Raw genomic sequence first — 24,438 nt, 5'->3', positions numbered from 1 at the left:
TTACACCTCTTGCTTATTTTGATATTGTATATCAGTTTCAAAGGTCATATTATACAATGCATTTAACAATTCTACTTTAAAACTACCAGGTCCTGCTGAAATTTGTTCAGCTTTTTCTGCAGCGATATTATATAGAGAGACCGCTTCTATTAACGCATTTATAGAAGGAGTTTCTGAGTCAACAAAACTTGCTACTATTGCTCCTAATAAGCAACCAGCACCAGTTATTCTTGCCAACAATGGAGATCCGTTAGATAGTTTAAATATGCGTTCATTCTGAGCAATAATATCCTCTTTGCCAGTTATGACAATCGACGTATTAAAGTGTTTGCGTGCTTCTTTTGCAATTGATACTGAATCTAAACTACTATCGCTGTCAGTTCCCTTCATTTTAGTAGCGCTATTAATTAACGTTAAAATTTCAGAAGCATTTCCTTTAATAACAGTAACTTTTATTTCATTGAGAAACTTTTTGCAAAAATCTTTGCGGTATTGTGAAGCACCTACAGCAACAGGATCAAATATAATCGGTTTGCCAAGATGATTCGCTGTTTTAGCGATTTTTAAAATATCTTGTTCTCTTTCTTTTGTTAACGTACCAATATTTATTAACAAAGCGTTTGCAGCTGTCAGCATATCATGTGCTTCTTCAGGCGCCTCACTCATTGCTGGACTAGCACCAAGACTTAACAAACCATTTGCAGTAAAATTTTTAACTACATCATTTGTATAACAAATGACAAGCGGTTGATCCGCCCTTAATTTTTCTAAATTATTCATCATCTAAACCAACTTCCTTCATATATGCAAAATGGTTTACTGGACCTCTACCTAAACCAATTTCTGGTGTATGTTTAATACTAAGTGAAATAAATTTCTTCGCTTTTTGAACTGCATCGAACATCGATTTACCTTTTGCTAACTCTGCAGTAATAACAGCTGAAAAAGTACATCCTGTACCATGTGTATGTTTTGTATCATATCTAGGTTCTTCAAAGGTAAACAAATCATCTTGTGTAAATAAATAGTCTATAGCTGTATTTTTATCACTTGAATGTCCCCCTTTTATAACAACACCCTTGCTACCAATTTCATTGATAAATATATTGCCAGCTTGATAAATCGACTGTTGGTCATTAATTGTAATACCTGTAATTTCTTCAGCTTCTGGTAAGTTAGGCGTCGCTATTGTAGCGTAAGGCAATAAAATATTTTGTAAGTTTGCTTTAGCATCATCATCCATCAAAGAATCACCACTTTTTGCTAACATAACTGGATCGATAACATATGGAATATTGTCGTATTTTTTTAAATACATTTGAATAATCTCCATCATTTCTCTAGATGCAATCATCCCAGTTTTCAAAGCATGTGGTAGTTCATCTGAAAATACACTTTCCATTTGCTCTTCTAACCAATGTGAATCTAGATTATGAATATGTTGTACGCCTTTAGTATTTTGAGCCACAATGCTTGTTATTGCAGCCATACCATATACACCACATGCATGGAATGATTTTAAATCTGCCATGACACCTGCACCACCGGTAGGATCTGTTCCAGCAATCGTTAACGCAATCTTAGGTTTATTCATTATTTTGACCTCCGTATAACCAATTTTCTTGTATATATGCCATATTAAAGAAATTTCGTTCATGTATCGTACTTTGTAAGAAACAAGATTTTATTGCTTCTTTTTCTTCAACTGCAAGATTTTGCGTTAATCGGTCCATTAATTCATCAAAAATATTTACCAATTCATCCATTTCCGTACTATAAAATTCAAACCATTTTGATAAAATTGAGTCTTTATTTAATTCACTGTCTTTCAACGCTTCTTTAGCAATCACTTGATACACATATGGACAAGGTGCCATTGCTGCAATTGTATATGCAGCATTTTCTTTTGAATAGGCATTGAAATACATATGTTTGATATAATGATCTCCACTTGGTGGCCAAACTTTTTCTTGAACGATTTCACTATAGTTTTGTTGTACATATGTTGCTAAGATTTCGTGTGCTTCTACTTCACCATCAACTATAAATTGTATTTGTTCTACTAAAAATTGAACCTCTTCCAATCTACTCATTTTTGGTATTAACAATGCATATATATTTGCAAATTCTTTTAAATAAGAAGCATCTGCTCTCAAATAAAATTTCAAAGCCTCTTCAGAAATCGTACCATGCAACATTTCTTGGATAAATGGATCATTATAGATATCCTCAATAATTGGTTGTGAAGCTTTTTTTAATTCCTGTGAAAATAACAAATTTAGCCCTCCTAATTAAAAAAACTACATCCCACGTAGGAATGTAGTTTATTAATATATATTAGAGCAATTTCCCAAATATTAATGTATGCTACTTTCCTACGTTGGTCTTAACCAAATCAGGTTATAAGGGTCTGAATTTCTCATCTCAGCCATAAGGCTCCCCTAGTAGTTTCTTTATTATGTATTTATATAAAACATATCAAAGTACATCAACTATTGCAATAAAATGGTTTATATAAACCTTCTAGTAATACAAAAACCTTTAATATGATTGTACTCCCAACAGTTATCAACTAAGTTAAATGTACTTATAATTAGCTTTATATACTCTAGATGCACATTATTTATAAGAAAAAATATGCAGGACTTTGGCTATCATTCATGCATAATTACCACTAACTTAATATAACAATAAAAAGCTGAGACAATTAAATTGTCTCAGCTTTTCCAAAAATAAACTTTATTGTATTTTGTTATATTATGCTGTAACCCATTGTGAAGGGCCAACTTCATCATATAATTTTTGAGCTGCTGCATCTTGAACTGCTTCTGGTGCGTTAGCAGCTGGTTGACCTTGATATTCAGCTGGAGCTACTGAATCCCATGTACTTTGTAAGAATTGGAACTTACCTGAAGCACCTGATGATGGGTTTGTAGCATGAATATCGCCACCTGATTCACGTTGTGCAATTTGTTGTAAGTGTGCATTCACACCTGATGAGCTAGTTGAAGCTTCATTTGAGCTTGATGATTGAGTTGAAGCTTTTGTAGTTGCTTCTTGTTGTGGTTGTTGTGTTTGTTCAGTTTGTGGAGCAGCTTGTTGAGCTGGTTGCTCAGTTTGTACTTCTTGTGCTGGTTGTTCAGTTTGTGCTTGTTGAGGTTGTTCAACAGAAGTTGTTTGTTCTGATGATACATCTTCACTAGAACCTCCACCAAAACTCCATAACCATGTTTGGCCATCTGATTCAAAATTATAATTTGTACCATTATAATTAAAGTTATAGTTATATGCACCCTCTTGTACAGGTGATGCATTTAATTGTTCTGGATTAGATTGTGCTAAGTTTGCTAATTCTGCTTTGTCAACACCTTGTTCAGCTGCGTCTGCTGAGTTTCCTGCTGCAAATCCTGTTACGCCTAAGCCTACTGCTAATGTTGAAGCTAATACTGTTTTTTTCATTTTTAAAAATTCCTCCTATAAGGTAAATAATTTTTTTCGTTATGATTAATTTGCAAGTACAACTATAACATCTTAAAAACAGTAGTAGGTTACAGCCAAATAAAAAAGTACACCTTTTCTTTACATGGTGATTACATTTATAAAATAGAATATAAGCATCATCAACTATGTTGAAAACTGCTATGAAAGTTTATGTGACTATTTAACAAATATAATGAGTGTAATAAAATTGTAATTTATCAGATTATTCTGTATTATTTCTAGATAAATTTCTACCTTCTTATAAAAGTACATTTTCCTATAAAGTATGTATTTTAGCTATTCCTATTGTCTATTGTTAATTTAATAGACAATAAGAATAGCCTGATAGAAGTATAATTAAATAGTAGGATTAAATATATTAGATTTTATGGGTTAAATTAACGGGGAGTTGGGAGTGCTTGAAATATTATACAATTTCATAAATTTCGTTTTCTTCAAAATCAAATTGACTTATAAGATCTGGGTTTTGATCTATTGGAAGTGGATCAAAAAGTGTTTCATCTTCATTTTTAGAACGTGGGGACATAAATTTAATAGTTTCAATAAAAATTTCTGATACAAAATGCATCTGTCCTTCTTTTTCAAATTTTCTCGATTGCATTTGTCCAGTTATACCAACCAATGAACCTTGATTGATATATTTTTCGACATTATTAGCAATTTTTCCGAATGCCTTACAAAATAAATAATCACAAATAACTTTTTGATTTTTATCTTTATAATTTCTTGAGACAGCTACGCAAAATGTAGCTAGTTTATTACCTTCCTTCTCATAAATTTTAGGGTCCTTTGTTAGTCTCCCTACAATGACAATACTGTTAATCATATGTCACCTCCTCTATAAGTAAATCATAAAAAATTCACATGATTCCGTCAAAATACAGTTTTTATAATTTCAAAAAGTAAATGACTACAAAATTCTACTTTTTTCACCTTTATCATAGAAAATTACGTTATAATGATAATATAAATACATTTTATGTAGAGTTTAAATTAATTAAATGGATGTGAGACGATGAAAACATTTAAAGCCGTTCGATTTCAAATCGTATCAGAAAATGGTGGCTTAACTGAGTACGAATTAGAAGATGGTGTCATCATCAATAAGGAAAACAGTGGCACTGGCTGGTTGCTTGAAATCGTCATTTCAGATTATCATTATGAAACTATGAAAACATATATGGATAACGAAACATTATTAGACATACGTGTCGTTATCACTAGACCTGCTAACGATCCAGCTTTATTTGATGCAACCATTAAACATATCATTCAATTAGAAAATACAATTTCTGTTGTTTGTGAATGTCACATTTACACATTAAGACAAGTTTATGCTGAAAGTTTGTTAGAACAATTAATAGATGAAGGTTTATCTGGTGAAGACTTGAAGAAATCCTTTAATAGAATGATGCAATCTAAACCAAGACTGAAGGATGAAAAAGTAGATAAATAAAAAATAGTGTTACAGCCCGTTATAAACAGTCTGTAACACTATTTTTATTTATTTGTCTTGTAAAGCAAATGTTAACTCACAACTACATGCTAACTGTCCATCTACTGTTGCCTTAGCACTACCTTTACCAATAGGGCCTCTGAGCTTCGTGATTTCAACTTCTAAGCGCAAAGTATCTCCAGGTGTTACTTGTTTTTTAAAACGACATTTATCGATACCAGCAAATAGTGCAAGTTTTCCCTTGTTTGCTTCGCTATTTAACATAGCGACTGCACCTGTTTGTGCTAAAGCTTCAGTAATTAATACGCCAGGCATTACTGCATATTCTGGAAAATGACCTTGAAAGAATGGTTCATTACCTGAAACTTGTTTAATTGCTACACATCGTTGACCTTCATCGTATTCTACAACACGATCAATCAATAAAAATGGTTGCCTATGTGGAATAATCTCTTTTATTTGGTTGTAGTCAAAAATTGTTTCCATAATTTGCTTCCTCCAACTTTACTTCTCTCTGTTTCCAATTTATTAATATAATATATTATAACATTAATCTTGTATTCTTTTGATGTCAGCACCTAATGCCTTTAATTTACCATGCAAATCAACATACCCTCTGTCTAAATGCTTTAGTTCAGTAACATATGTTGTTCCTTCAGCTACTAGTCCCGCTAAAATAAGTGCTGCTGCTGCACGTAAATCCGTTGCTTTTACTTGAGCGCCTTGAAGTTGACTTTTACCTTCAATTTTTGCACTTCTTCCTTCAACAGTGATTTTAGCATTCATTCTTTTAAATTCACCGACATGCATGAATCGATTTTCAAACACAGTTTCCGTTACTACTTTATGTCCATTTGCAGTTAATAATAACGCCATCATTTGTGATTGCATGTCTGTAGGAAAACCAGGATGTGGAAGTGTTTTGATATCTACCGGTTTCAATTCGTTTTCAGCACTTACACGAATAGCATCATCAAGGTATTCTAGATTAACTCCCATTTCTTCTAATTTATAAACTAGACTCGTCATATGTTCTTTGATTGCACCGTTAACTAAAACATTTCCTCTTGTAATTGCACCTGCAATTAATAATGTACCTGCTTCAATTCTATCAGGTATAATTGAATGCTCGACGCCATACAAGGCTTCAACACCTTCAATCGTAATGGTGTCAGTACCAGCACCTAACACATTTCCGCCCATTTCATTAATATAATTTGCTAAATCAACAATTTCTGGTTCACGTGCGACGTTTTCTAAAACAGTTTTACCTTCAGCTAATGAAGCAGCCATGATAATATTTTGAGTCGCACCTACGCTTGGAAAATCTAAGTGAATCGTTGTACCTTTCAATCCGTTAGTAGTGTTTGCGTATATAAAACCACCATCCATATGGATTTCAGCACCTAGTTCTTCAAAACCTTTAATATGCTGTTCTATCGGTCTTGAACCAATTGCACAACCACCCGGTAAAGCAACTTTGGCATGACCTAATCGTGCTAGTAAAGGTCCCATTACAAGTATACTTGCTCTCATTTTACTTACATATTCATATGGTGCTTCTTCATTTAATTGTTTTGTTGCATCTACTGTAACTTCTTCTTGTTCTTTATTATAAGAGACCTCAGCATTTAATGTAGATATTACATTATTAATTGTTTCTACATCACTAAGTGCTGGTACATTTTTTAATTTGCTCACGCCTTTTGATGCTAATAGTGATGCTGTTAATACTGGTAATACTGCGTTTTTTGCACCCGAAACTTTCACTTCACCAGTTAATTTTTTACCACCATTAATTTCTATCTTATCCATCTTAAATCCTCCACTTAACTACTTATATATTGCCTAAAATTTTTATTCAAACTTACTATTAAATTATATCGATAATCATACGTAATATACAATTATTTGAATTATTGTACCAAATATTTTATTTGTGTAGAAAATTGTAATAAATCTACAATAAAATTACTGACCGAAGTTCCAATTAATATTGCTAAAAATATCATACAAATTTGAACTTGTACTGGAAAACCTTTTTTAAAAAATTGCTCTAATCTCACTGCATTTAATGCCCAATAAGCAATACAAATACAAAGGACATGTAGTATGAGATGTACAATTGAAAATTGTCCTAAATATTCCATAAGCCATTCTCCTTGATAAACACTATTTATATATTTTACACGAAACACTAAACAAAAGATACTTAATAATTAGATTACTGACTTTTAAATAATAAGCGTCAATTTAATATTATTTTCCCATTATATATATCATGTATGCATAACTATTAAAATTAAATATTTTTACTTACTTTACTTCTAAACGATTAAAAGTATATGTGAAAGTAAAACTTTTACTTTTTTATTCATACTACACTCTTAAATCTTTAGTACATTATTATAATTCACTTGTGATTTAAGAAAGTTACTATAATCCATATTTTGAATTAATGTTTCATTGCTAAATTAACGCTAAAAATTTAATTTTGACATGTTTAATTAGAAAAGAAAAAGTCGACAAAGTAAAAACTTTGTCGACTTTTTTAGATATTCGTCATAGTATATCTTTTATTCATTATTGTAATTGAGCGACACGAAGACGGTTATTAGCACGATCTAATGCGCGTTTGGCTCTATTTATGTCACTGCTATCTTCTTCATTGTTTAAATGAGATTCTGCTCTTGACTTAGCTAATTCTGCTCTAGCAACATCAATTTCATTCGCAGGCTCTGCAGTTTGAACAATGATTGATAATTTATCTTGTCTTACTTCAACAAAACCTTCACTCACTGCAATATATTCTGAACCACCGTCAAAATTAATTTTGGCATAGCCAATTTCAAGTGCTGCAACTGTTGGAATATGTCCATACATGACACCGATTTCTCCAGCAGTAGTTTGTAAAACTGCCAGAGTGACATCTTCTCGGTCGTAAACAGAACCATTAGGAGTGACAATATTTAGGCTTAATGTATTCATTATCCATACCTCCTAATTTTAAACTTCAACACCCATATCTTTAGCTTTTTCAATTACTTCATCCATGCTTCCAACTAGACGGAATGCATCTTCTGGAATATGATCGTAATCACCATTTAATATTGCTTTGAAGCCTTCTACTGTTTTTTGAACAGACACATAAGATCCTTTTTGCCCAGTAAATTGTTCAGCTACGTGGAAGTTTTGAGATAAGAAGAACTGAATACGACGCGCACGTTCTACAGTTTGTTTATCCTCTTCCGAAAGTTCATCCATACCTAAAATAGCAATAATATCTTGTAATTCTCTATATTTTTGTAAAGTAGATTGTACCTCACGTGCTACTTCATAATGTTCTTGACCAACAATTGATGGATCAAGGGCTCTAGAAGTAGATGCTAATGGGTCAACTGCAGGATAAATGCCCATTTCAGTTAATTTACGCTCTAAGTTTGTAGTTGAATCTAAGTGCGCAAATACTGCAGCTGGTGCTGGGTCGGTATAATCATCAGCTGGCACGAATACTGCTTGAATTGACGTTACAGATCCTTTAGTTGTAGAAGTAATACGTTCTTGTAATTGTCCCATTTCCGTTGCTAATGTAGGTTGATAACCAACGGCTGAAGGCATACGTCCTAATAGTGCAGAAACTTCTGAACCGGCTTGCGTAAATCTAAAGATGTTATCGATGAATAGTAGAACATCTTGTCCTTGTTCATCACGGAAATACTCAGCCATAGTTAAACCAGAAAGTGCTACACGCATACGAGCACCAGGTGGTTCGTTCATTTGTCCAAAAACCATCGCTGTCTTTTTAATAACACCACTATCACTCATTTCAAAGTATAGGTCATTACCTTCACGAGTACGTTCACCTACACCAGCGAACACTGATATACCACCGTGTTCTTGAGCGATATTATTGATCAATTCTTGGATTAATACAGTTTTACCAACACCTGCACCGCCGAATAATCCAACTTTACCACCTTTAATATAAGGTGCTAATAAATCAATAACTTTGATACCTGTTTCTAATATTTCAACTTTCGTAGATAATTGATCAAATGCAGGTGCTTCTCTATGAATTGGATCACGACGTACTGAGTCATCTATGTCTTCATCTAAGTCTATCGTATCACCTAATACATTAAACACTCTACCTAACGTTTCATTACCAACTGGAACGCTAATGCTGTTTCCGCTGTCTCTTACTTCTGTACCACGTTTAACACCATCAGTTGAATCCATTGCGATTGTACGTACTACGTCATCGCCAAGTTGTAATGCAACTTCTAACGTTAATTCAACAGTACCTTCTTCTCTTTCTATATCGAGAACTAAGGCATTATTAATTTCTGGAACTTCATTGTGCTCAAAGCGAACATCAATTACTGGACCCATAACTTGTGTTACACGGCCTAATCCCATGCTATTTTCCTCCTTTAATCATTATTCAAGTGCAACTGCGCCACCAACAATTTCAGTAATTTGTTGAGTGATTGCTGCTTGTCTCGCTCTGTTATATTCGATAGATAAATCATCAATGATATCTGTCGCATTATCAGATGCATTTTTCATAGCCGTCATACGTGTTGCATGTTCACTTGCTTTTGCATCTAAAATCGTTCCATATATTAAACTTTCAACATATTGAGGTAAAATGACACTTAAAATTGCTTCTTTGTCTGGTTCAAATTCATATGAAGACATTTGACCATGTCCTAAGCTTGAATCTTCTGGAGACAATGGAAGCACAGTTTTCATCGACGGTGTATTTTCTAAAACACTGACGAAATGACTGTAATAAATTTTCACCTCATCCACAATCTCATCGTTATACAAATCTATTGCTTTTTTAGCAATTGCTTGTATTTCTTTAAATGAAGGTTGATCAGGAACTTCTGTTAAAGAATCATGAATGTCATATCCTTTATTTTTAAGAAAATCAACACCTGTTTGGCCTAAAACTAAGATGGAATATTCATCACTACTACTATGTTTGCGTTCAATATCTTTCATTAGATGTTTCAACACATTCGCATTGTATGCACCCGCAAGGCCTTGGTCACTAGTAATTACGATATAACCACTTTTCTTCACTTCTCGTTGTTGTAACATTGGGTGATGTGAATTTTTGTCCGCTCCAGCAACAGCTGTAATTGCATCTTGCATTTTAACCATATATGGTCTGAACTGATTCGTATTTTTTTCAGCACGACGCAATTTCGAACTAGAAACCATGTTCATTGCTTTCGTAATCTGTTTCATCTTTTTTGTTGATTTTATTCGTGTATCGATTTCTTTAAGAGATGCCATTATCTCACCACCTTTTATCTACATTAACTATTATGCTTCTTCTGATTTGCTAAAACTCTTCTTGAATTCATTAATCGCTGATTCAAATGATTCATCATTAGGTAAAGCACCCGTCGTTTTGATTTCATTTAATAAATCAGATGCATTCGATTTAGCCCATTGATTCAACTCGTCTTCAAAACGTGTGATATCAACTACAGGGATATCATCCAAATGTCCTTTTGTTAAAGCATAAATAATTAAAACTTGATTTTCTACAGGTAGTGGTTTGTTTTTATCTTGTTTTAATATTTCAACTGTACGTTTACCACGTTCTAATTTTTTAGCAGTAAATTCATCTAAATCAGATCCAAATTGCGCGAATGATTCTAATTCACGATATGATGCTAAATCTAGACGTAAAGTTCCAGCAACCTTTTTCATTGCTTTAATTTGCGCAGAACCACCGACACGTGATACTGATTGACCTGCATTAATCGCTGGTCTTACACCAGAGAAGAACAAGTCAGATTGCAAGAATATTTGTCCATCAGTAATAGAAATTACGTTTGTCGGAACGTAAGCGGCAATGTCGCCTGCTTGTGTCTCAATAATAGGTAATGCTGTGATTGAACCGCCACCTAAATCATCATTTAGTTTAGCCGCTCTCTCTAATAATCTACTATGTAAGTAGAATACATCACCAGGATAAGCTTCACGGCCTGGAGGTCTACGTAATAATAATGATAGTTCACGATAAGCTGCTGCTTGTTTTGTTAAATCATCATAAACGATTAAAACATCTTTGCCAGCAAACATGAATTCTTCAGCCATTGCTACACCAGAATATGGCGCGATATAAAGCATAGGCGCTGGATCTGCTGCTGAAGCAGAAACAATAATTGTATAATCTAATGCACCTTCTTGACGTAATTTTTCAACATTTGCACGTACAGTTGAATCTTTTTGTCCGATAGCAACGTATATACAGATCGTATCTTGATCTCTTTGGTTCAAAATCGTATCAATGGCAACCGTCGTTTTACCCGTTTGACGGTCTCCGATGATTAATTCACGCTGTCCACGGCCGATTGGTACAAGCGCGTCAATTGCTTTTATACCAGTTTGTAATGGTTCATCTACAGATTTACGATCCATTACACCAGTTGCTTTCTTCTCTACAGGACGTGTTTTTGTAGTATTGACTGGTCCTTGACCATCAATTGCTTGTCCTAATGGGTTAACGACACGACCAAGTAACTCCTCACCAACTGGAACTTCCATGATACGTCCAGTTCGTTTTACTTCATCTCCCTCTTTAATATCCGTGTAAGGCCCTAAAATTACTACACCGACATTGGATTCTTCTAAGTTTTGTGCTAAACCTAGAACGCCGTTATTAAATTCAATAAGCTCACCAGCCATAACGTCATTTAATCCGTGGATTAAAGCGATACCATCACCAATTTGCAGAACTGTACCTACATCAGTAACAGCCATTTCTGACTCATAATTTTCTATTTGTGAGCGAAGTAATGCACTGATTTCTTCAGCTTTAATGGCCATCTATGTCACTCCTTCGATTTTTATTTCACTCTAATAAATTGCTTTTCAAGTTTGGCAAGATCATTTTTAATACTTGCATCCATCACTTTCGTACCAACTTTAACTCGGATACCACCGATAAGATCTGGATTTATTTCATTTGTAATCATTAGTTTTGATAGTTTTGTGCGCGATCTAATAATTGAATCAATACTTGCTATTTCATCCTCAGATAGTTCATACACTGATTCAATAATCGCAAAGTCTTGATTGTGATACGCATTATATAAAGTTTCAAAAGCTAAGAATATTTCATGAGTATATGTAAGGTGACGATTACTTGCAAGCACCATAAACATATTTTGTAAATATTGATGTGCGTGTCCAAAAATAATAGCAACAAAACGTTGGCGTTGTGCTACATCTTTTTGTGGGTCTGTATCTAATTCTTTTAATTTTCCTACTTCAGGTCGCACTGCTTCGTCAATTGTTGAAAACTCTTCATACATTTGATCAAGTAACGCTTTTTCTTTAGCAGTATCAAATAACGCTTTTGCATATTTTTTTGCTACATTAGCCATTATTTATCGCCTGCCTCTTTAATGTACTTTTCAACTAATTCTTTTTGATCTTTTTCTGAAATTTCTTTTTGCAGTACTTTTGAAGCAATGAGTACGGAAAGCTCAGAAACCTGATTATTAATATCTGCAAGTGCGCGTTCTTTTTCACTGTTAATTTCATTTTGTGCTGTTTCAATCATGCCATTAGCTCTAATATTGGCTTCATGAATAATTTCTTCGTGTTGTTTACGGGCTTGTATTTTAGATTCTTCTAAAATCTTATGAACCTCTTCTTGTGTTTCTTTTAGTGTTTGTTTGTTTTGTGCTTCTAATTTTTGAGCATTTAATTTAGCTTGTTCAGCATCGTCGATATCTTTATTGATATCGCGTTCACGTTTGTCCATTACTTCTTTAAGTGGGCCCCATGCAAACTTTTTCAAAAGTAAGAGTAATATGGCGAATGTAGCAATCGTAACAATGATTGTTCCCCATTGTACACCACCGCCACTAGCCGCACCTAGAACGAACATATTAGTCGTAGCAGTCACTTTCATAGACACTCCTTTCATCCAGTATAATCATAAGGTATTTTGATAAAAACGAACGGCGAGAGCCTAGAAGACTTCGCCATAAAGACTAGTTTACTTATAGTGACATGAAAGCGATAACTACACCTATAATTGGTAGCGCCTCAACTAATCCGATACCGATAAACATAATACCCATTAATTGACCACGTGCTTCTGGTTGACGAGCGACACCTTCTACTGTTCTTGAAACGATAAGACCATTACCAATACCTGCACCAAGTGCTGATAAGCCGATTGCGATTGCTGCTGCGATTAAATTCATTTAAAAATCCTCCTAATTTGTTCTTTTTATTTTTTAATTTAATGACTCTTTTGTACTTTATGTGACATATATACCATCGAAAGCATTACAAATATATATGCCTGAATCGTACCGATAAAAATTGAGAACCCTTGCCATACGATTAGGCCAGGTAATCCAATTAACCAACCCCATGCTGGGAAGTCGAATACTAAACCTGCTAATAATCCTAGTAATAATTCACCTGCAAAAATATTTCCGTAAAGTCGTAGTCCTAGCGTCAATGTTGAAGTGAACTCTTCAAACACATTGATAGGCAATAGGAATATCGGCTTTGTATAATTTTGAAAATACCCTTTAGTGCCAACCATTTTAACCCCATAATAATGTGTTAATAATATTATGAGCGTTGATAATGTTAATGTCACAGTTGGATCGGCTGTGGGAGATTTCCACCACAGGGTGTGTCCCGAAATTAATTGGAACGGTAAACCGAGCATATTACTAACAAATATGAAAAAGATTAATGTAACGGCTAAGAAATGGAACTGACCGCCTTTTGACCAAGCCATGTTACTTTCGATAATCCCTCTTACGAAATCAAAAACCCACTCGATAAAGTTTTGTTTGCCTGTTGGACGTTTCTTGAGGTTACGTGTACAAATAATAGCTATTACAAAAACAATAAACGCCGTAATCAACATCATCATAATCGATGATAGATTAAACACGATGTCTAGACCGAACACATTCCAACTGACTAGAGGGTCTTTATGATCCATGCTTTCTCACCTCTTTCATTATAAAATTTATTTCTTGTGTAAAAATGGTTTGAAAACAATTAAAACATAAGAAATCATTAAACCAACAACTACTCCAAAAATGTTTATATGGTCCTTATAAAAATACCATGTCGTACAAGCTAATATCACAACCAAATATCTCCAAATGTTGCCCGTTGAAATATGTATGTTATCCTTTTCTTTTGCTTCCGCCAAATAATATTCAAAAGTAAAAGTATTGATTAGCGATCCGATCATTCCAATTATAAGACCTAATATAAATGCAGAGTATGTGAAAATAAACACAATTACAAGTACAATAATACAATATATATAGTATTGCATGTACTGTTTAAAAATGATGTTGAAACGTTTCATTTCAGTGCCTCGCTTCACCTTATCTTTCTTATATGAAAACCATTCCAATCATACAATTTTAATAATAATATAGGGTACTTTACGTGTCAATTCTATTCAAATTGTAATTCAATTTTTTACAAGAATGTCACAAAAATGACACATAAATACGAAAATTATTTGAAAGAAGAAGGTTTTTTATCAATTAAACCAAAAAAATATTTAATATTTTGACAAATTCTATATGATGCATTGCCGTCTCCATATGGATTTTGAGCTGTACTCATGATCTCATACAAATTTTTGTTATCTAATAGTTCTTTTGTTGCTGCGAATATATTCTTTTCATTTGTGCCTACAATTTTTAATGTACCTGCCGCTACACCTTCTGGTCTTTCTGTAACATCCCTCAAAACGAGTACTGGTTTACCTAAAGAAGGCGCTTCTTCTTGTACACCACCAGAATCAGTTAAAATTAAATAAGACTGATGCGCAAAATTATGAAAATCAACAACTTCTAAGGGTTCTACAAGCTCAATTCTCGTGTGATTTGATAAATAATAATCTGCAATTTCTCTTACTTTAGGGTTTTTATGTATTGGGTAAACGACAACAACATCCTCGTATGCTTCGACGATATCTCGTACTGCTTTGAAAATATGTGCCATTGGTTCCCCAATATTTTCTCGTCTATGCGCAGTGAGTAGAATAATTCGTTTATCTTTGTGCTTGGCTATAATTTCTGATTGATAACCATTATGAATTGTCGTTTTCATTGCATCAATAGCAGTATTACCTGTTACGACAATTGAGTCTTCTGGTTTGTTTTCAGCAATCAAATTATTTGCAGCATTATTGGTAGGAGCAAAGTTTAAATCGGACATTACTCCTACCATTTGTCTATTCATTTCTTCAGGAAATGGAGCATATTTATTCCAAGTTCTCAAACCAGCTTCGACATGCCCGATTGGGACTTGATTATATAATGCTGCAAGACTTCCAGCAAATGTACTCATGGTATCACCATGAACAAGTATCATATCTGGTTTCGCTTCTTTTATAACATCCTCTAATCGTACGAGTATGCGTGAAGTTATATCAGACAATGATTGTCCCTGCTTCATAATGTTCAAATCATAATCAGGTGTGATGTCAAAGCTTTTCAACACAGAATCTAACATTTCTCTATGTTGTGCCGTCACTACAACGATTGGTTGTAATTCAGCGTCTTTCTCCAATTCTAAAACGAGTGGTGCCATCTTTATAGCTTCAGGCCGTGTCCCGAATACAGTCATAACTTTTTTCATACTACTCCACTCCTGGGTCAAACTATTTTGTACCGAATAAACGGTCACCAGCGTCACCTAATCCAGGTGTAATATAAGCATGGTCATCTAATTTCTCATCTAATGCTGCGATATAGATATCGACATCTTCATGTGCTTCTTGTAATTTTTCTACACCTTCTGGTGCTGCAATTAGACACATAAATCTGATATGCTTGGCGCCACGTTTTTTAAGTGAATTAATCGCTTCAATTGCGGAAGCACCAGTCGCTAGCATTGGATCAACTACGACAATTTCTCTTTCTTCAATATCTTGTGGTAATTTCACAAAATACTCAACTGCTTCTAGCGTTTCAGGATCTCTGTATAAGCCAACATGACCTATTCTTGCTGCCGGCACAAGATTTAAGATACCTTGTGTCATGCCAAGACCTGCTCTTAAAATGGGAATAAATGCTAATTTTTTACCAGTTAAACGCTTAGCTATCATTTTAGTAACAGGCGTTTCAATTTCTACATCTTGTAACTCTAGATTTCTAGTCACTTCGTAAGCCATTAACATGCCTACTTCATCTACGAGTTCTCTAAATTCTTTTGTACCTGTATGTACATCTCTAATGTAACTTAATTTGTGTTGAATAAGTGGGTGATCAAAAACATGTACGTTGCCCATAATTACTTCCTCCAATTTAATTATATAAAGGATGTTTCGTAGTTAATGCTTTAACTCTTTCTTTTCCTTCTTTTAATGTTGTTTCGTTTTCAGGATCTTTTAACACTAAGCTTATAATTTTAGCTACTTCTTCAAATGCCGCTTCATCAAAACCACGTGTAGTAGCTGCTGGTGTACCAAGTCTTAAACCACTTGTTACAAAAGGTTTTTCTTGATCAAATGGTATTGTATTTTTATTACAAGTAATACCTATTGAGTCAAGGGCTTCTTCTGCTACTTTACCAGTAATATTGACTGATCCTTTTACATCTACGCATACTAGGTGATTATCAGTACCGCCAGATACTACTCTAAATCCTTCTTTATTTAGTGTATCAGCTAATACTTTTGCATTTTTAATAACTTGTTGCTGATATGTTCTAAAATCATCTTGTAGTGCTTCACCGAATGCTACTGCTTTGGCAGCAATAACATGTTCTAAAGGGCCACCTTGAATGCCTGGGAAGATTGTTTTGTCAATTTGCTTTTTGTATTCTTCTTTACATAAAATCATTCCACCACGAGGGCCACGTAATGTTTTATGTGTTGTTGTAGTTACAAAATCAGCATATTCTACTGGACTTGGGTGTAAGCCTGCAGCGACTAATCCAGCGATATGAGCCATATCTACCATCAATTTAGCGCCTACTTCATCAGCAATTTCTCTAAAACGTTTGAAGTCTATTGTTTTTGAGTATGCAGAAGCCCCAGCAACGATTAACTTAGGTTGGTGCGCTTTTGCTACTTTTAATACTTCGTCATAGTCTATTTGTTCGCTTTCTTTGTCGACACCATATTCGACAAAGTTATAAAATTGACCACTAAAGTTTACTGGCGCACCATGAGTTAAGTGCCCACCATGACTTAAATTCATACCTAATACAGTATCTCCGTGTTCTAATGCCACGAGATAAACAGCCATATTTGCTTGTGAACCAGAATGTGGTTGAACGTTAACATGTTCTGCACCAAATAATTGCTTTGCTCTCTCAATAGCTAATGTTTCAGATACATCGACATATTCACAACCACCGTAATATCTTCTGTTCGGATAACCTTCAGCATACTTATTAGTTAATACTGAACCTTGAGCTTCCATAACTGCTTCCGACACAAAGTTTTCTGACGCAATTAACTCTATATTGTTATTTTGACGGTTGAACTCGTTTTGAATCACTTCATAAATTTCTTTATCTTGATCTTTAATAAATGACATTAGTAAACCCTCGTTTCTGTATTAGTTGTATTTTGCTCTTTCGCCACCAATTTTTTTAGGTCTTGAAGAAGCGATTGTAACAATTGCTTCGCCAATTTGCTTCACGCTTGTACGTTCGGGTATTGCTACATGTTTGATATGCATACCAATTAATGTTTGACCAATATCTATACCTTTCGGAACAGTTATAGTTTCAACCACCATAGGCGCTTCCATATGCTGATATGCATACGTAGCTAAACTACCTCCAGCATGGACATCGGGTACAACGGTTACTTCTTCCATCGTTGCGGGGTCGAAGTTAGCTTTTTCAATCGTAATTGCTCTATTGATATGTTCACAGCCTTGAAATACAAAAGAAACGCCTGTTTCCGTTTCAATCTCTTTTAATGCTTCAAATATATCTTTAGCTACTTCCATTGAACCGACGCTACCTATGCGTTCGCCAATCACTTCTGAAGTAGAACAACCTACAATACAAAGCTCATCCTTTTTAAAGAAAGATTTAGACTTTAGTTCATCTAACAATGCTCTTAAATCTTCCATATTAAACACCCCTTATTTATTTTGATAAAAAAGTAAGCCAAAATACATAAGTCCAATCTGGCAAATTTAATTGCTAGCACATTTGCTACACGTAATTATTATAACGTATTTAATGACTTACTCATACTAATTTCACATATTTATTTACTCTAATATTTTATTTTTTAATTTTTCAATCAATGAATTTAATTCATTATAAATTTCAATATAATCTGATTTAGTTCCTCCAAATGGGTCAGAAACATCATCACCATGCAATACATATTCACTTAAAGTAAATATATGTGTATTTACGCCATACGTTTGTTTAATCGCATCTCTATGACTCCTTGACATTGTCAAAATAAGATCTGCATGCATGTCCATCTCAGTGAATTGTTGCGCATTGTCAGGTATTGGCAATTGTTTTTCTTTTAAGATAGCACGCGTATGTTCTGAGGTAGGTGCGCCATCTAATGCAAATAAACCACGCGAAGCAACTTCGATGTCAGGTATTTTAGCTTTTGCAATACTTTCTGCCATTGGACTTCTACAAGTATTACCAGTACAAACAAAAACGATTTTCATAATTTTTCTCCTTTAACGACGGTAAAGTTTGCCGCCTTTTGCATTCGATTCATAATAGCAACTGCTTCGCCACTATTTTCAAATCCAAATATATAAGCTTCTTTTATCTTTTTATTTTTGTCTATATCGTGCAATATTTGATACAAATTATGGTTTGCCCCTTTAATATCTCTTTCATTTTCACACAGTGGAATGAAAGTTGCGTTTTTTGGAATATATTTACATTTATCTTTCGGGAATATAAACGCAACATCACTCCAATCTTTACATGAGGATGGTTGTTGATGAACGCCGTATACAATCGTTATTGGCGTATCTGGCGCATAATGTTTATATTTCATTCCGGGGGCTATAGGTTTTTCTTGATTTAAATCATCTTTTGCTGAAATAGAACCTGGCAAAACATTTTCAATCATCGACTTGGTGATAGATCCTGGACGAGCAATTTTAAATGGGTATTGCGTGCAATCTAACACGGTACTTTCTAAACCTTCTTCACTTTGATCACCATTAACAATACCATCAATGCTTTGGTTTAAATCATGATATACATGTTCAAACTTAGTTGGAGAAGGTCTACCACTTAAATTAGCGCTCGGTGCGGCAATCGGTATGTCTACAAACTCTAATATTTTTCTCCCAATCACATGACTTGGCATTCTAACCGCTATGGATGAAAGTCCACCACTTACACTTTCACATAAATATCCTTTTTTTAATGGTAAAATAAACGAAATTGGTCCTGGCCAAAATTGATTCATCAGTATTTTAACTTCTTGTGAAATATGCTTCGTAAATACATCTAGCTGCTTAACATTATGTATATGCACGATGAGTGGATTATCTGAAGGTCTACCTTTTGCAGCAAAAATATTTTTTATAGTTTGTTCATTTCTTGCATCACCACCTAAACCATATACAGTTTCAGTTGGTATAGCGATGAGTCCACCAGCTTCAAAAATATTTTTTATCTCATTAAAAGCATCTACATTTGCATCTTCTGTCACATGATTTCTTAAATCCCATATTTTTGTTTTCATTTATACTCACCCTTTCATCTTAATTTCAATTTTAAAACAAAATAAGAAGTTATGCACCTTCATGACATATCATGTTAGGTACACAACTTCTTAAATTACCATTTAAAAGAAACCATTCTATCATTATCATTAATATCTTTTATTATTTGGACACTTACAGCAGGATATTTTTTTTCAATTTTGCTTTTTAATATAGCTCCTTGTTTATAACCAATCTCAAACACAACAATTGCATTAGGTAATAATACGTCTGGTAATTGATCTAAAATCTTTTCATAAACTTGAAAGCCGTTGTTTTCAGCAAACAAAGCACTCATAGGTTCATATTGTAAAACAGTATCATCCATTAAAGCTTTTTCGCTCTCAGCGATATAGGGGGGATTTGAAATCAATCCATTCACTTTAATATGCTTTTCTATTAATGGATTTAAGGTATCGCCTTGTAAAAATATAACATCTACATCATGATACTCAGCGTTTTCTTTTGCCACAGATAAGGCTTCATCATATAAATCTGTAGCTATAACATCCAAATTTTGATTCATTTTTTTTAGTAAAATAGGTATGTTACCACTACCTGTTCCAATATCTACAACCTTATCTCCCGATTTTACCAAATTATAAAAATGTAGTAATACTTCCTCGGTTTCTGGCCTTGGAATTAAACAATGCTCATTCACTTTAAATATTTCACCATAAAAAGTTTGCGTTCCTACAATATATTGAATCGGTTCGCCTTGTAACATCCTTGCTTCCGCATTATCAAACAACACGTTGTGTGCTTCCGTCATAACTTCATCTGCGTGTAGCAAATAATCTAATTTTTGCCATTGAAATAAATCAAGCATTAACCATTCAGCTCGTGTTACTTCAATACCTTTAATTTCGCATTTGTCTTGTGCGATTTTTAATCGTTCTCTATAATTCACCATCATTCAGTTCTTTCAATTTATCAGTTTGTTCAGCTAAAGTTAGTGCATCAATAATCTCATCTAACTTACCTTCCATAACTTGCTCTAATTTCTGCAATGTCAATCCAATACGATGATCCGTTACGCGACTCTGTGGATAATTGTATGTTCTAATTCTCTCTGAGCGATCACCTGAACCGACAGCTGATTTACGCTGTGCAGCATACTTTTGTTGTTCTTCTTGTAATTTCATATCAAATAAACGTGCTTTTAACACTTTCATTGCTTTTTCACGGTTTTGAATTTGAGATTTCTCAGATGATGTAGCAATGACACCTGTCGGTATATGTGTAATTCGAACGGCAGAATCAGTGGTATTTACGTGTTGTCCACCTGCACCACTAGAACGATATGTGTCTACTTTAATATCTTCATTTCGAATCTCTATCTCAACATCTTCAACTTCTGGTAATACGGCAACAGTAGCAGTAGATGTGTGAATACGTCCTCCAGACTCAGTTGCTGGTACACGTTGTACACGATGTGCACCATTTTCGTATTTCAATTTACTGTAAGCGCCTGTTCCTGAAACAGAGAAGCTAATCTCTTTGTAACCACCATGATCACTTTCAGTAGCTTCTACGATATCAGTTTTATAACTATGTGCTTCTGCATATCTAGAATACATTCTAAATAAATCACCAGCAAATATTGCAGCCTCATCCCCACCAGCTGCTGCACGAATTTCAACAATTACGTCTTTTTCATCGTTAGGGTCTTTTGGTATTAACAAGAATTTTAATTCTTCTTCCAGTTCTGGAATTTTTTGACTCAATTCTTGCTTTTCGTCTTTAAGCATTTCGACTTCTTCATCGTCTTTTGTTTCCTGTAACATATCATCTATTTCAGTTACATCTTCTTTAACCTGTTTATATTCACGATATACTTCTACTGTTTTTTGCAAATCAGCCTGTTCTTTTGAATATTTTCGTAAATTGTCTGGATTATTTACGACTTCAGGATCACTTAACATTTCATTTAATTGCTCGTATCTTTCCTCTACAATGTCTAATTGATCAAACACTACATTTCCTCCTTCTCATGATTACTTGGTGCAACAATATGATGTGCCCTACATCTAGGTTCATAGCTTTCGTTAGCGCCAACGAGAATCACTGGATCATCTATTTTTGCTGGATTACCATCAATTAATCGTTGTGTACGGCTTGATGACGAGCCACATACTGCACATACAGCTTGTAGTTTAGTCACTTCTTCACTTACTGCTAATAAATGAGGAATTGGTTCAAATGGTTCACCTCTGAAATCCATATCTAAACCTGCAGTAATCACTCTATGCCCCTTTTCAGCTAATTCTTCAACAATATGGACAATATTATTTTCGAAAAATTGAACTTCATCAATTGCTATAATATCAAAATTTGTTAAATCGTGTTTATAGATCTCAGCTGCTGTCGAGATATTAATTGCCTCAATTGCATTGCCGTTATGCGACACAATCTTATCTTTATGATAGCGATCATCTATTGCCGGTTTAAATACAACCACCTTTTGTTTAGCATATAGTCCACGTCTTAAACGACGAATTAATTCTTCAGATTTACCACTAAACATACTTCCAGTTATACATTCTATCCACCCGGAATGATAAGTTTCATTCATTATGCGTTCCACCCTTTTTCAAAACATAATCGGTTTATTATATCATATTTTCCATCTTAAAATATCAATTTCTCATAAGATATTTGTAATTTAATATGTAATCAAAGTGCTCTAACAACTGTGCAATTCTGTTCAAACCTTCACATCGTCCATGTTAAATAAAAAAGCATTCTCATAAAATGAGAATGCCTTATGACAACAATTATTCGTTGCTTGATTTGAATCCGAATTTCTTGTTGAAACGTTCCACACGACCATCCGCAGCAGCGAATTTTTGACGTCCTGTGTAAAATGGATGTGAATCAGATGAAATATCTAAACGAATAACTGGGTATTCATTTCCATCTTCCCATTCCATTGTTTCTGATGAAGATTTTGTTGAACCACTTAAGAATTTAAAGTCTGTAGTTGTATCTAAAAAGATAACTTTGTGGTATTCAGGATGAATATTTTGTTTCATTTTTTTCAGCTCCTTTGCCCTGAACCATCTGGAACAGAGTTGTTTGTGAGTTTTTTACCCAATACTTGATAATTATAATTGTTATAAAACTAAAACGCAACCCTAAATCACATATTTAAATGTTAAGCTGCTTTAAATAATTGGCTTACCAGTTTTAGTACTTTCTTTGGCAGCTTGTTGCAATTGTTCAAAGAATTCTTGATTCGTTTTTGTACGTTTTAATTTTCTTACAAATCTTTCTGTGAAATCAAGTGAATCTGTGAACATGTTACGTAGTTGCCAAAGTGACTCTAAATCTTTTGGCGGTATTAGTAATTCTTCTTTACGTGTAGAACTTCGACCAATATCAATAGCTGGAAAGACACGGCGTTCAGCCAGTTTGCGATCAAGGTGTAATTCCATGTTTCCTGTCCCTTTAAATTCTTCATATATCATGTCATCCATACGTGATCCTGTATCTACTAAAGCAGTAGCTAATATCGTCATACTTCCACCAGCTTCAATATTTCTCGCAGCACCAAAGAATGCCTTAGGTTTGTGTAATGAAGCTGGATCTAAACCACCTGAAAGCGTGCGTCCGCTTGGCGGGATAACCAAGTTATATGCACGTGCAAGTCTTGTAATAGAATCCATAAGAATAATGACATCTTTACCTATTTCTACTAAACGCTTGGCACGTTCTAATAGTAATTCTGCTACTTTGACATGGTGCTGTGGTGGTTCATCAAATGTTGAATGAACGACTTCTGCTGATTCTACAGAACGCTCAATATCAGTTACTTCTTCTGGTCTTTCACCCACAAGTAGCACAAATAATTCTGCATCAGGTTTATTGCTTGCGATGGCATTTGCAATTTCTTTCAATAATGACGTTTTCCCAGCTTTTGGTGGGGCAACAATCAAACCACGTTGTCCTAAACCAATTGGCGTAATTAAATCCATAATACGTGTAGAATAATTTTCTTTTGTTGTTTCTAGCTTGATGCGCTCTTCTGGATATAATGGTGTTAATGCTTGGAAATGTGGTCTTTTCTTAACTTCTTCTGCATTCTCATCATTAACAAAATCTACTTGTAGCAAACCATAATACTTTTCATTATCCTTTGGTTTCCTTACTTTACCAGTTACTTTGTCGCCTCTTTTAATTTCAAAACGACGTATTTGGCTAGCAGATATATATATATCTTTTTCACCTTTTGAATAATTGACAGTCCTTAAGAAGCCATAACCATCTTGTTGGATATCATCTAAGATACCTTCCATATAATAGTTGCCATCTTTTTCCATCTGGGCTTCCATAATTGCAAGAACTAACTCTTTTTTATTTAATTTACTATAGTTTGTTAATTTCAGTGATTTTGCTTTTTGAGTGAGATCTTTAGTAGTGTAATTTTTATATAACTCGTGGAACGATTCGTACTGAGGTGATGTTCGTACTTTATCAGGCATTATCTTGCACCCATTTCATAAAAAAGTTTTAAATAACATAGAGGGCTACGCTATTTACCTTTATAACTATAGCAAATATTTTATTTAATTACAAAATGTATTTCAATTTTTGAAATTTATTAATACTGCTTTAAAGCTAATTAGTTAATAAAACAGTATGTTAAATTGTAATGCTTTAATTTATAATTCAAAATTTCTAAAAATAATTAGAGCTAAGCATAGGTATCTCTGGTTCAATCATTAACATCAA

The 24,438-nt window shown here is 34.0% G+C and carries 29 protein-coding genes and 1 riboswitch; of the genes, 1 reads left to right on the top strand and 28 read right to left on the bottom strand.

Annotation, left to right across the window (positions count from 1 at the left end):
• The 5 genes from thiM to AB1J10_RS10610 form a co-directional block, all read right to left on the bottom strand.
• Positions 1-780, bottom strand: coding sequence for a hydroxyethylthiazole kinase (gene thiM / locus AB1J10_RS10630; RefSeq protein ID WP_192573702.1), 780 nt, complete (start codon positions 778-780; stop codon positions 1-3).
• On the bottom strand, positions 773-1,594 hold the full coding sequence (thiD, locus tag AB1J10_RS10625; RefSeq protein WP_107365695.1) for a bifunctional hydroxymethylpyrimidine kinase/phosphomethylpyrimidine kinase: 822 nt from the start codon (positions 1,592-1,594) through the stop codon (positions 773-775). Before thiD ends, thiM begins: the two co-directional genes overlap by 8 nt.
• Positions 1,587-2,276: a thiaminase II gene (tenA, locus tag AB1J10_RS10620; RefSeq protein WP_046207769.1), complete on the bottom strand. Its 690-nt coding sequence runs from the start codon at positions 2,274-2,276 to the stop codon at positions 1,587-1,589. The genes thiD and tenA overlap by 8 nt, the downstream gene beginning before the upstream one ends.
• Before the next feature lie 79 nt (positions 2,277-2,355).
• A riboswitch (TPP riboswitch) is annotated at positions 2,356-2,453 on the bottom strand.
• A 304-nt stretch (positions 2,454-2,757) separates the two neighbouring features.
• The gene (locus tag AB1J10_RS10615) at positions 2,758-3,459 is read right to left on the bottom strand and encodes a transglycosylase family protein (protein ID WP_369003116.1); all 702 of its coding nucleotides are present in this window, start codon (positions 3,457-3,459) and stop codon (positions 2,758-2,760) included.
• 448 nt (positions 3,460-3,907) lie between these two features.
• Complete coding sequence (locus AB1J10_RS10610) at positions 3,908-4,327, bottom strand: single-stranded DNA-binding protein (RefSeq protein WP_046207767.1); 420 nt, start codon at positions 4,325-4,327, stop codon at positions 3,908-3,910.
• A gap of 189 nt (positions 4,328-4,516) precedes the next feature.
• Between AB1J10_RS10610 and AB1J10_RS10605 the strand changes: the two genes are divergently transcribed.
• Positions 4,517-4,957: a YwpF-like family protein gene (locus AB1J10_RS10605; protein WP_046207766.1), complete on the top strand. Its 441-nt coding sequence runs from the start codon at positions 4,517-4,519 to the stop codon at positions 4,955-4,957.
• 48 nt (positions 4,958-5,005) lie between these two features.
• On the opposite strand, the gene fabZ is transcribed toward AB1J10_RS10605, so the two are convergent.
• From fabZ to rho, 23 genes are all read right to left on the bottom strand, one after another.
• Positions 5,006-5,443 (bottom strand): 3-hydroxyacyl-ACP dehydratase FabZ, encoded by a 438-nt coding sequence (fabZ, locus tag AB1J10_RS10600; RefSeq protein WP_046207765.1) that lies wholly within the window; start codon positions 5,441-5,443, stop codon positions 5,006-5,008.
• Positions 5,444-5,506: 63 nt separating this feature from the next.
• Positions 5,507-6,772 carry a UDP-N-acetylglucosamine 1-carboxyvinyltransferase gene (gene murA / locus AB1J10_RS10595; protein WP_064209846.1) on the bottom strand — a complete coding sequence of 422 codons (1,266 nt, stop codon included), beginning with the start codon at positions 6,770-6,772 and terminating at the stop codon, positions 5,507-5,509.
• Between the two features lie 101 nt (positions 6,773-6,873).
• The gene (locus tag AB1J10_RS10590; protein WP_046207763.1) at positions 6,874-7,107 is read right to left on the bottom strand and encodes a DUF1146 family protein; all 234 of its coding nucleotides are present in this window, start codon (positions 7,105-7,107) and stop codon (positions 6,874-6,876) included.
• Between the two features lie 433 nt (positions 7,108-7,540).
• Positions 7,541-7,945 (bottom strand): F0F1 ATP synthase subunit epsilon, encoded by a 405-nt coding sequence (locus tag AB1J10_RS10585; RefSeq protein WP_019468303.1) that lies wholly within the window; start codon positions 7,943-7,945, stop codon positions 7,541-7,543.
• Between the two features lie 18 nt (positions 7,946-7,963).
• Positions 7,964-9,376, bottom strand: a complete 1,413-nt coding sequence (gene atpD, locus AB1J10_RS10580; RefSeq protein WP_019468302.1) for a F0F1 ATP synthase subunit beta — start codon at positions 9,374-9,376, stop codon at positions 7,964-7,966.
• Positions 9,377-9,397: 21 nt separating this feature from the next.
• Entirely contained in the window at positions 9,398-10,264 is an 867-nt protein-coding gene (gene atpG, locus AB1J10_RS10575; RefSeq protein WP_046207762.1) for an ATP synthase F1 subunit gamma, read from the bottom strand.
• 30 nt (positions 10,265-10,294) lie between these two features.
• Positions 10,295-11,809, bottom strand: a complete 1,515-nt coding sequence (gene atpA / locus AB1J10_RS10570) for a F0F1 ATP synthase subunit alpha (protein WP_046207761.1) — start codon at positions 11,807-11,809, stop codon at positions 10,295-10,297.
• Between the two features lie 20 nt (positions 11,810-11,829).
• Positions 11,830-12,369: a F0F1 ATP synthase subunit delta gene (locus AB1J10_RS10565; RefSeq protein ID WP_070039515.1), complete on the bottom strand. Its 540-nt coding sequence runs from the start codon at positions 12,367-12,369 to the stop codon at positions 11,830-11,832.
• Positions 12,369-12,896 (bottom strand): F0F1 ATP synthase subunit B, encoded by a 528-nt coding sequence (locus tag AB1J10_RS10560; protein ID WP_026034759.1) that lies wholly within the window; start codon positions 12,894-12,896, stop codon positions 12,369-12,371. The genes AB1J10_RS10565 and AB1J10_RS10560 overlap by 1 nt, the downstream gene beginning before the upstream one ends.
• A gap of 97 nt (positions 12,897-12,993) precedes the next feature.
• Positions 12,994-13,200 (bottom strand): F0F1 ATP synthase subunit C, encoded by a 207-nt coding sequence (atpE, locus tag AB1J10_RS10555; protein ID WP_002482721.1) that lies wholly within the window; start codon positions 13,198-13,200, stop codon positions 12,994-12,996.
• 38 nt (positions 13,201-13,238) lie between these two features.
• Entirely contained in the window at positions 13,239-13,961 is a 723-nt protein-coding gene (atpB, locus tag AB1J10_RS10550) for a F0F1 ATP synthase subunit A (RefSeq protein ID WP_019468297.1), read from the bottom strand.
• 27 nt (positions 13,962-13,988) lie between these two features.
• A complete protein-coding gene (locus AB1J10_RS10545) occupies positions 13,989-14,339 on the bottom strand; it encodes an ATP synthase subunit I (RefSeq protein WP_046207759.1) in 351 nt (116 codons plus the stop codon).
• A 155-nt stretch (positions 14,340-14,494) separates the two neighbouring features.
• Positions 14,495-15,625: a non-hydrolyzing UDP-N-acetylglucosamine 2-epimerase gene (gene wecB, locus AB1J10_RS10540; RefSeq protein WP_064209843.1), complete on the bottom strand. Its 1,131-nt coding sequence runs from the start codon at positions 15,623-15,625 to the stop codon at positions 14,495-14,497.
• Positions 15,626-15,647: 22 nt separating this feature from the next.
• The gene (gene upp, locus AB1J10_RS10535) at positions 15,648-16,277 is read right to left on the bottom strand and encodes a uracil phosphoribosyltransferase (RefSeq protein WP_019468295.1); all 630 of its coding nucleotides are present in this window, start codon (positions 16,275-16,277) and stop codon (positions 15,648-15,650) included.
• Positions 16,278-16,293: 16 nt separating this feature from the next.
• On the bottom strand, positions 16,294-17,532 hold the full coding sequence (gene glyA, locus AB1J10_RS10530) for a serine hydroxymethyltransferase (RefSeq protein WP_107365477.1): 1,239 nt from the start codon (positions 17,530-17,532) through the stop codon (positions 16,294-16,296).
• A 21-nt stretch (positions 17,533-17,553) separates the two neighbouring features.
• On the bottom strand, positions 17,554-18,078 hold the full coding sequence (locus AB1J10_RS10525) for a TIGR01440 family protein (protein WP_046207756.1): 525 nt from the start codon (positions 18,076-18,078) through the stop codon (positions 17,554-17,556).
• A 144-nt stretch (positions 18,079-18,222) separates the two neighbouring features.
• Positions 18,223-18,645, bottom strand: a complete 423-nt coding sequence (locus tag AB1J10_RS10520; protein ID WP_046207755.1) for a low molecular weight protein arginine phosphatase — start codon at positions 18,643-18,645, stop codon at positions 18,223-18,225.
• Positions 18,642-19,685 (bottom strand): L-threonylcarbamoyladenylate synthase, encoded by a 1,044-nt coding sequence (locus AB1J10_RS10515; RefSeq protein ID WP_046207754.1) that lies wholly within the window; start codon positions 19,683-19,685, stop codon positions 18,642-18,644. Before AB1J10_RS10515 ends, AB1J10_RS10520 begins: the two co-directional genes overlap by 4 nt.
• Positions 19,686-19,780: 95 nt before the next feature.
• Complete coding sequence (gene prmC / locus AB1J10_RS10510) at positions 19,781-20,617, bottom strand: peptide chain release factor N(5)-glutamine methyltransferase (protein WP_070657387.1); 837 nt, start codon at positions 20,615-20,617, stop codon at positions 19,781-19,783.
• On the bottom strand, positions 20,604-21,680 hold the full coding sequence (gene prfA, locus AB1J10_RS10505) for a peptide chain release factor 1 (protein WP_046207752.1): 1,077 nt from the start codon (positions 21,678-21,680) through the stop codon (positions 20,604-20,606). The genes prmC and prfA overlap by 14 nt, the downstream gene beginning before the upstream one ends.
• Positions 21,680-22,279 (bottom strand): thymidine kinase, encoded by a 600-nt coding sequence (locus tag AB1J10_RS10500; protein WP_046207751.1) that lies wholly within the window; start codon positions 22,277-22,279, stop codon positions 21,680-21,682. The genes prfA and AB1J10_RS10500 overlap by 1 nt, the downstream gene beginning before the upstream one ends.
• 202 nt (positions 22,280-22,481) lie before the next feature.
• Positions 22,482-22,739, bottom strand: a complete 258-nt coding sequence (locus AB1J10_RS10495; protein ID WP_019468287.1) for a type B 50S ribosomal protein L31 — start codon at positions 22,737-22,739, stop codon at positions 22,482-22,484.
• A 132-nt stretch (positions 22,740-22,871) separates the two neighbouring features.
• On the bottom strand, positions 22,872-24,188 hold the full coding sequence (gene rho, locus AB1J10_RS10490) for a transcription termination factor Rho (RefSeq protein ID WP_046207750.1): 1,317 nt from the start codon (positions 24,186-24,188) through the stop codon (positions 22,872-22,874).
• Positions 24,189-24,438: the final 250 nt, after the last annotated feature.

Source organism: Staphylococcus cohnii species complex 1663 (assembly GCF_041008415.1).
Taxonomy (GTDB): Bacteria; Bacillota; Bacilli; order Staphylococcales; family Staphylococcaceae; genus Staphylococcus; species Staphylococcus ureilyticus.
This window is presented reverse-complemented; position numbering and strand designations above follow the sequence as displayed.

Excerpts from the sequence above, each read along its gene's own strand:
- thiM (WP_192573702.1), bottom strand. The coding sequence starts at position 780 with ATGAATAATTTAGAAAAATTAAGGGCGGATCAACCGCTTGTCATTTGT.
- thiD (WP_107365695.1), bottom strand. The coding sequence starts at position 1,594 with ATGAATAAACCTAAGATTGCGTTAACGATTGCTGGAACAGATCCTACC.
- AB1J10_RS10615 (WP_369003116.1), bottom strand. The coding sequence starts at position 3,459 with ATGAAAAAAACAGTATTAGCTTCAACATTAGCAGTAGGCTTAGGCGTA.
- AB1J10_RS10610 (WP_046207767.1), bottom strand. The coding sequence starts at position 4,327 with ATGATTAACAGTATTGTCATTGTAGGGAGACTAACAAAGGACCCTAAA.
- AB1J10_RS10605 (WP_046207766.1), top strand. The coding sequence starts at position 4,517 with ATGAAAACATTTAAAGCCGTTCGATTTCAAATCGTATCAGAAAATGGT.
- fabZ (WP_046207765.1), bottom strand. The coding sequence starts at position 5,443 with ATGGAAACAATTTTTGACTACAACCAAATAAAAGAGATTATTCCACAT.
- murA (WP_064209846.1), bottom strand. The coding sequence starts at position 6,772 with ATGGATAAGATAGAAATTAATGGTGGTAAAAAATTAACTGGTGAAGTG.
- AB1J10_RS10590 (WP_046207763.1), bottom strand. The coding sequence starts at position 7,107 with ATGGAATATTTAGGACAATTTTCAATTGTACATCTCATACTACATGTC.
- AB1J10_RS10585 (WP_019468303.1), bottom strand. The coding sequence starts at position 7,945 with ATGAATACATTAAGCCTAAATATTGTCACTCCTAATGGTTCTGTTTAC.
- atpD (WP_019468302.1), bottom strand. The coding sequence starts at position 9,376 with ATGGGATTAGGCCGTGTAACACAAGTTATGGGTCCAGTAATTGATGTT.
- atpG (WP_046207762.1), bottom strand. The coding sequence starts at position 10,264 with ATGGCATCTCTTAAAGAAATCGATACACGAATAAAATCAACAAAAAAG.
- atpA (WP_046207761.1), bottom strand. The coding sequence starts at position 11,809 with ATGGCCATTAAAGCTGAAGAAATCAGTGCATTACTTCGCTCACAAATA.
- AB1J10_RS10565 (WP_070039515.1), bottom strand. The coding sequence starts at position 12,369 with ATGGCTAATGTAGCAAAAAAATATGCAAAAGCGTTATTTGATACTGCT.
- atpE (WP_002482721.1), bottom strand. The coding sequence starts at position 13,200 with ATGAATTTAATCGCAGCAGCAATCGCAATCGGCTTATCAGCACTTGGT.
- atpB (WP_019468297.1), bottom strand. The coding sequence starts at position 13,961 with ATGGATCATAAAGACCCTCTAGTCAGTTGGAATGTGTTCGGTCTAGAC.
- AB1J10_RS10545 (WP_046207759.1), bottom strand. The coding sequence starts at position 14,339 with ATGAAACGTTTCAACATCATTTTTAAACAGTACATGCAATACTATATA.
- wecB (WP_064209843.1), bottom strand. The coding sequence starts at position 15,625 with ATGAAAAAAGTTATGACTGTATTCGGGACACGGCCTGAAGCTATAAAG.
- upp (WP_019468295.1), bottom strand. The coding sequence starts at position 16,277 with ATGGGCAACGTACATGTTTTTGATCACCCACTTATTCAACACAAATTA.
- glyA (WP_107365477.1), bottom strand. The coding sequence starts at position 17,532 with ATGTCATTTATTAAAGATCAAGATAAAGAAATTTATGAAGTGATTCAA.
- AB1J10_RS10525 (WP_046207756.1), bottom strand. The coding sequence starts at position 18,078 with ATGGAAGATTTAAGAGCATTGTTAGATGAACTAAAGTCTAAATCTTTC.
- AB1J10_RS10520 (WP_046207755.1), bottom strand. The coding sequence starts at position 18,645 with ATGAAAATCGTTTTTGTTTGTACTGGTAATACTTGTAGAAGTCCAATG.
- AB1J10_RS10515 (WP_046207754.1), bottom strand. The coding sequence starts at position 19,685 with ATGAAAACAAAAATATGGGATTTAAGAAATCATGTGACAGAAGATGCA.
- prmC (WP_070657387.1), bottom strand. The coding sequence starts at position 20,617 with ATGGTGAATTATAGAGAACGATTAAAAATCGCACAAGACAAATGCGAA.
- AB1J10_RS10500 (WP_046207751.1), bottom strand. The coding sequence starts at position 22,279 with ATGAATGAAACTTATCATTCCGGGTGGATAGAATGTATAACTGGAAGT.
- AB1J10_RS10495 (WP_019468287.1), bottom strand. The coding sequence starts at position 22,739 with ATGAAACAAAATATTCATCCTGAATACCACAAAGTTATCTTTTTAGAT.
- rho (WP_046207750.1), bottom strand. The coding sequence starts at position 24,188 with ATGCCTGATAAAGTACGAACATCACCTCAGTACGAATCGTTCCACGAG.